Genomic DNA, 5,199 nt, shown 5'->3' on the forward strand with positions numbered 1-5,199 from the left:
CCGTTAGCCTATAATGATGCATATCGAGCATGGCAGTATCCTCGTTTGATCTTAATTTAATGATTCGCACACACTTAAACATTTTTGTTTCTGTCGATCTGCCAAGCATTTACATTGACAATGGTATAATGCCTCTAAACTGCACTTAGAGCCTCGACGCCTCGCTTCTTCTTTATGCTCAGCAAGAAAATTATCTGAAAATTGTAATTTTCCGGTCCCCATTTGTGCCGCTCTAGCTGCATTTTTAATGGCACCGGATGATCTAATTCTACGGTTACTGTACATCACTATCTCCCTGCAATGGTTTAACGCCTTGATAGCCTATCGGTGGCGGCTGATGTGATAGTCCGCTTGATTCCTTGCCATATTGGTTTAATCCTGGCTGCTGCACTGGTTGTGAATGGTTTTGCGTTGGACTTGGATTTTTGCCGCCCAAAAACTGCATATTGTCAGCAACAATTTCGGTGATGTAGCGCTCTTGCCCGCTTTGATCTTGCCATTTTCGTGTTTTTAGTTTGCCTTCGATAATAGACCTGTGAACCTTTGCGTAAATATTCACCTGCAAGCTCACCTAAACGACGAAACAATACAATGCGATGCCACTCCGTATTCTCTTGTTGCTGCCCCGTGTTGCGATCTTTCCAACTTTCGGAGGTGGCAACCGTGATATTGGCAATCGCATCACCTGACTGGGTGTAGCGAATTTCAGGATCGCGCCCTAAATTACCCACAATGATTACTTTATTTATTCCTCTAGCCATGTTTACCTCTAATGCAATGTAATTTTGCCAATAATCGGCGTACTTATTAATTCATTCGTATACTTGGATGGTTTAATATGCTTACGCCTGACACCGCTGCCTAACTGTTCTCTTTTTGAATAAATGCACTGGTTCTCTTCTAAAAAATCCCGAGCTGTAGCACTCGATACTTTCCACTCTTCTGCGATTTCACACAGCATTAATTTACGCCCACATTTACGCATAAATCGTAAACGTTCATTTTTTTGCTCTTCTAACGGAGTTAGCTTTTTCGGTTCTCTAAAGCGTTGATAAACGACTAAATCATCTAGCAAATTAAAATCTTTCATCGTATCTCCCTCTGGCGTACAGTCAGCAAAGTAAAAAATCTAGTGATATTTTTTAGTTAAGGGTAATTCTCCAATAACACCCTCTTGAAAATTGCGTATTAAGGTAAGCTGGCAATAATAAAGAAACTCCTCACTCAAGCGGGTTCTGCTTTGCTCGCTGCCATCACAACCTCGATATTGATCAAAGTATGCGTGACACTCACTGCACAAGTCAGCACCACAGCAATCATGGCATTTAACCGCCATTCCCTTCCCTAAGCTGTGCTGTCTTATCCCGGTGTAATGGGCATAGACGGTAGTGCCATCCAGTTTTTTGCAACGTACGCAAGGACGACCGTTTGAGGCTTTCAAGACTTTTGGCAATCTCACGTGCCTTTCTTTTAAAATGGAAGCATTTATTGGATTTAGTCGCATTAGTTCACTCCGTACAATACAACGCCATGACGGCTAATCTCTGTGCATCGCTCTAAACCTAAAGCTCGGGTTAAATCATGATGATCTTCGATATTAATTGCTAATTGGCGCAGATTTTTATTTGTCGCCAACTCATAGCCTGATAAAAATTTATCGATAGCCTTTACAATTTGTTTGCAACGATTACTTAAGCCCTCTGTTGATTTGATTTCTGCTGCTGACATTTTGTTTTCCCTCTTTTTTAATGAAGTCGTAGTTTTTCTCTCATCATTGCCAATTCAGAAAGAGCAACCCTACTTGTTCTTGGCCCCTTGTGTGGCAGCGATTTGCAAACGTTGGGTGCTGCCTCAAATTTTTCTCCCCATAGGTGCCGCTTGATATTTGCCCTGTAGCTCCCCAGAAATAATTGATAGCTGCTTGCTCCATCAGTACCACCCCAGGGTGTTTGCTTTGCAGTCGCATACAGCACGGGATTCGGCCATGCATTTAACTTGCTTTTCTCAGGCATGATCATCAACTCATAGGCGATGCGATATGCCACACTTTCAGGGTGCAGCCCTAAATCCTCCGGCTGTAAGTCCTGGCATAGCTCATAAAACTGCTTCATCGATGGCGGCCAGTGAAAATGTTTCTTGCATTTTCCTAGTGCAATTTCCACTTCTTTGCGTGTGAACTCAGTCAAAACCTCTTCCCACTCCGCTTTTAAAGCATTCGTCTTTAAGTCGCTTGCAGACTGATCACCAGCCACCGTCACTTGTTTGCTGAACGTCGAGTACAGACTGGTCAGCCTCGCAAAAACCAGATCGGCTCTTTTCGTTGGGGATGACTTTTGCTGGCTCTGCTGCGGCAGTGGCATAGAGGTTTTGTTCGTAAAGGTCAGCCGTTGACAAATTTCTGGTGCTGTTTGCATTTTCTTTCTCCCTTGAAATAATTTCATCGTTCCAGCGTTCGCCGTTTAAATACGTGCTCGGGTGAGGCGCAAAACCATCAAGCCACCCCTTGTCATTAAGTTTTGCTTGTTTTACATGTGAAATAATATCGTCAGCAATATCGTCGATTTTTTTCTTAGCCCAAATATTTCTGGCTCGCCTCTTGTCTTTCTTGATTGGGTATTCAGACCAAAAATCATCAAAGCGCAAAGTATCTGTTGCGCATGATTTGCGCATATTATTAATCTCTTTTGAAGTCTCTTTTGTAATCTCTTTTATGTCGCGGATATCCGTTTGCGCATTTACGTTTTTTCGTTTGCGCATTTCCGGATATTCGTGCGCACTTTTACGGATATCCGTATTTTCTTCTACGGATATCTGTTGATTTGCGCATAATTCAAACGAACTAATCTCTAAAACTTTATCAATAATCGGCTCTACTCGCATTGCACCAAAATAAGTACTGCCATCATCAGTAGCGACATTTTCTTTTTTATATTTAATGATTCCTTGCTTCTTGAGTCGTCTCAATGCATCATCGACTTGGCGAGACGTTAAGCCAAATTTAGTCGAGAAATAACCAGGGCGAAACCATTTAGATAACCCTTTAAATCGCTTGTGATAGGTGACTGTGCCATCATCTTCTTGAATTGCACGTGGCCTGTACCAATAAACGATATCCGCTAAAATCGTGATAGCCACAATGTCGGCCATTCCAGCGCTTGTTCTCAGGTTTTTGTACCAGATATGAGGCATAAGATTACCCTCGAACTTTTGCGTGATTAAGCCTTCAATTTCCCCATTCACAACGGTCTCTCCCTTTATTTTTATTTGGATAAGGACTTTCTATGTTTAAAATCACCAAAAACACATTTTCTAAAAACATTATAAAATACATAATGCATTTTTAAGTTACTACATTACTTTTTGAATTTCAATGGTTTACTTTAAGTATTAAAAAGTATTGACAACTATTAAATTTATATTAAGAATACGCATAGATGTTAATCAAAAACTGGTTTGGTTAAAACAGGGAACTAATATATGATAATCCTATACGGGTTTTATTATGGCATATTTTTTATTATGGGTATTATCGATAAAGAAGTTGGTCGCCGACTAAAAACAGTTAGAAAAGCTAGAGGTTACAAAACTGCAAAAGAATTTGCGGAAAAAAATTCAATAAATGTCACAACATATGTACATCACGAAGCAGGTACTAGACGTTTGCACCCCGAACTAATTATTCGTTATTGCGACGTTTTACACATATCTTCTAATTGGCTAATTCAGGGATATGGTAATTCAGGGTTAGAAAGACCTCTCAATATAAAATACATAGAACAGCTAGATGAAATTAAAGGAAAATACCAAATAGTAAATGTAGATCTATTCAAATTAATATTAAACGAAATCATAGTCCTTGTTAGTCAACACGGTCTAATCATTCCATCGTCAGAATTAACTGATTTTTCGATTGATGTTTATAACAGTATCATTGGTACTTCCATCCCAGAAAATGAAGCAAAACAATTAATTAAATTATCAGTTAACTCTATCAAAAGGGCAGTAAAGCATATTGAACCAAAAGCCATCGAGAGCTTGTAAGGTAGGAGTTAGAGCAATGCTTCATGAAGAAGCTCATCACATTTCATATAAGTATGCTTATATTTTGAGAAAGGTACTCAATCAAATCCTTGGTTTATACAGCATAGATCACATGTCAATAAATATTCAGAACCCCGAAAATGAAATGATTTTTTTTTCATCTACGCCTGCCCATGCCTATGAAATTTGTAAAGCAGGATTCGGATCTTACGATGGAATTATAACCCCACAAAATTTCATCAATAAGTCCCACTATTGGTGGGATGATGTTAACCATTTGAAGTTTTCTGATGAAATAAACGCAATTAGAAAAAGAAAAATGAAAATGCATGATGGCTTTGTAATACATCATGAAGAAGATGGCCACCACATATTAATATCATGTGCCTCAAGATCAAAAAAAAATTGTTCTGATATATTCACGTCAAATGTAAATGAAATTTATCAATTGGGGATAGATTGCTATAATGAGTTGATCGACATTTACAAAATATACTCAATTAACCACCCACCCCCACGTATTCAAAAAATCATAAAAATTAACCCCGATTTAATTAAACCACACAAAGAAATTATCATCTAAAGGAGATCGCTGTGATTCAGTGGAAAAAATATATTGCAGGGTGTGCGCTAGGCAATACATTAGAGTTATATGATTTTATACTATATGGTTATTTTTCATATATTATTGCAGATCAATTTTTCCCTAAGTCTGTTCAAACAATAGCAATATTGTTGTCTTTCAGTGTTTTTGCAAGTGGTTGCTTGGTTAGACCGCTTGGTGCTATTCTGGCCTAATAAAACTGGACACTTCGCAATGAGATAAATATGATTCTCAAACGAGGTGTTTATGAAAGATAAAAAGCAATACAAGCGTTATTCGACGACGTTTAAAGAAGAAGCGGTGGCTTTGGTCACGGAACAAGGCTACAGTGCTCAACAAGCTGCCGATGCAGTTGGTGTTAGGACGAATATGATTTATCGCTGGAAAGACCAGCAAGATAAAGAGGCAAATTCCACTCTGACTCCTGATGAAAAGAATGAACTTCAAGCTTTGCGTAAGCAGGTAAAGCAACTACAGATGGAGAAAGAAATTTTAAAAAAGGCGAGTGCCTTCTTCGCGAAAGAAATGAAGTAAAATTTAATTTTATTCGGAAG

The 5,199-nt window shown here is 38.8% G+C and carries 11 protein-coding genes; 4 read left to right on the plus strand and 7 right to left on the minus strand.

The window, feature by feature from the left end; all coding sequences use genetic code 11:
• Positions 1-274: 274 nt before the first annotated feature.
• The 7 genes from BGC07_RS24080 to BGC07_RS18915 are packed head-to-tail and all read right to left on the minus strand — an operon-like array spanning position 275 to position 3,240.
• Positions 275-559, minus strand: a complete 285-nt coding sequence (locus BGC07_RS24080) for a single-stranded DNA-binding protein (RefSeq protein ID WP_394332149.1) — start codon at positions 557-559, stop codon at positions 275-277.
• Positions 450-761, minus strand: a complete 312-nt coding sequence (gene ssb / locus BGC07_RS22835) for a single-stranded DNA-binding protein (protein WP_235603496.1) — start codon at positions 759-761, stop codon at positions 450-452. Before ssb ends, BGC07_RS24080 begins: the two co-directional genes overlap by 110 nt.
• A gap of 8 nt (positions 762-769) precedes the next feature.
• A complete protein-coding gene (locus BGC07_RS18895; RefSeq protein ID WP_069314607.1) occupies positions 770-1,090 on the minus strand; it encodes a hypothetical protein in 321 nt (106 codons plus the stop codon).
• A 39-nt stretch (positions 1,091-1,129) separates the two neighbouring features.
• Positions 1,130-1,459: a hypothetical protein gene (locus BGC07_RS20295; protein WP_139121855.1), complete on the minus strand. Its 330-nt coding sequence runs from the start codon at positions 1,457-1,459 to the stop codon at positions 1,130-1,132.
• A gap of 44 nt (positions 1,460-1,503) precedes the next feature.
• Positions 1,504-1,728 carry a hypothetical protein gene (locus BGC07_RS18905; protein WP_069314609.1) on the minus strand — a complete coding sequence of 75 codons (225 nt, stop codon included), beginning with the start codon at positions 1,726-1,728 and terminating at the stop codon, positions 1,504-1,506.
• A 17-nt stretch (positions 1,729-1,745) separates the two neighbouring features.
• Entirely contained in the window at positions 1,746-2,252 is a 507-nt protein-coding gene (locus BGC07_RS18910; RefSeq protein WP_069314406.1) for a hypothetical protein, read from the minus strand.
• The gene (locus BGC07_RS18915) at positions 2,242-3,240 is read right to left on the minus strand and encodes a hypothetical protein (RefSeq protein ID WP_069314610.1); all 999 of its coding nucleotides are present in this window, start codon (positions 3,238-3,240) and stop codon (positions 2,242-2,244) included. Before BGC07_RS18915 ends, BGC07_RS18910 begins: the two co-directional genes overlap by 11 nt.
• 279 nt (positions 3,241-3,519) lie before the next feature.
• On the opposite strand from BGC07_RS18915, the gene BGC07_RS18920 reads away from it, so the two are divergent.
• Genes BGC07_RS18920 through BGC07_RS18935 form a run of 4 tightly spaced genes read left to right on the plus strand, consistent with a single transcriptional unit; the run spans position 3,520 to position 5,179 of the window.
• Positions 3,520-4,041, plus strand: a complete 522-nt coding sequence (locus BGC07_RS18920) for a helix-turn-helix domain-containing protein (protein WP_158007031.1) — start codon at positions 3,520-3,522, stop codon at positions 4,039-4,041.
• A gap of 16 nt (positions 4,042-4,057) precedes the next feature.
• Positions 4,058-4,624, plus strand: coding sequence for a hypothetical protein (locus BGC07_RS18925; RefSeq protein WP_069314612.1), 567 nt, complete (start codon positions 4,058-4,060; stop codon positions 4,622-4,624).
• A gap of 11 nt (positions 4,625-4,635) precedes the next feature.
• Positions 4,636-4,839 carry a hypothetical protein gene (locus tag BGC07_RS18930; protein WP_069314613.1) on the plus strand — a complete coding sequence of 68 codons (204 nt, stop codon included), beginning with the start codon at positions 4,636-4,638 and terminating at the stop codon, positions 4,837-4,839.
• A gap of 52 nt (positions 4,840-4,891) precedes the next feature.
• A complete protein-coding gene (locus tag BGC07_RS18935) occupies positions 4,892-5,179 on the plus strand; it encodes an IS3 family transposase (RefSeq protein ID WP_069314614.1) in 288 nt (95 codons plus the stop codon).
• The last annotated feature ends 20 nt before the right edge of the window (positions 5,180-5,199 follow it).

The sequence above is a fragment of the Piscirickettsia litoralis genome, from assembly GCF_001720395.1.
In the GTDB taxonomy this organism is placed as follows: Bacteria; Pseudomonadota; Gammaproteobacteria; order Piscirickettsiales; family Piscirickettsiaceae; genus Piscirickettsia; species Piscirickettsia litoralis.

What these genes read in the sequence shown, in the direction of transcription:
- ssb (WP_235603496.1), bottom strand. Translation starts at nt 761, where the DNA reads ATGGCTAGAGGAATAAATAAAGTAATCATTGTGGGTAATTTAGGGCGC.
- BGC07_RS18895 (WP_069314607.1), bottom strand. Translation starts at nt 1,090, where the DNA reads ATGAAAGATTTTAATTTGCTAGATGATTTAGTCGTTTATCAACGCTTT.
- BGC07_RS18925 (WP_069314612.1), top strand. Translation starts at nt 4,058, where the DNA reads ATGCTTCATGAAGAAGCTCATCACATTTCATATAAGTATGCTTATATT.
- BGC07_RS18905 (WP_069314609.1), bottom strand. Translation starts at nt 1,728, where the DNA reads ATGTCAGCAGCAGAAATCAAATCAACAGAGGGCTTAAGTAATCGTTGC.
- BGC07_RS18935 (WP_069314614.1), top strand. Translation starts at nt 4,892, where the DNA reads ATGAAAGATAAAAAGCAATACAAGCGTTATTCGACGACGTTTAAAGAA.
- BGC07_RS18920 (WP_158007031.1), top strand. Translation starts at nt 3,520, where the DNA reads ATGGGTATTATCGATAAAGAAGTTGGTCGCCGACTAAAAACAGTTAGA.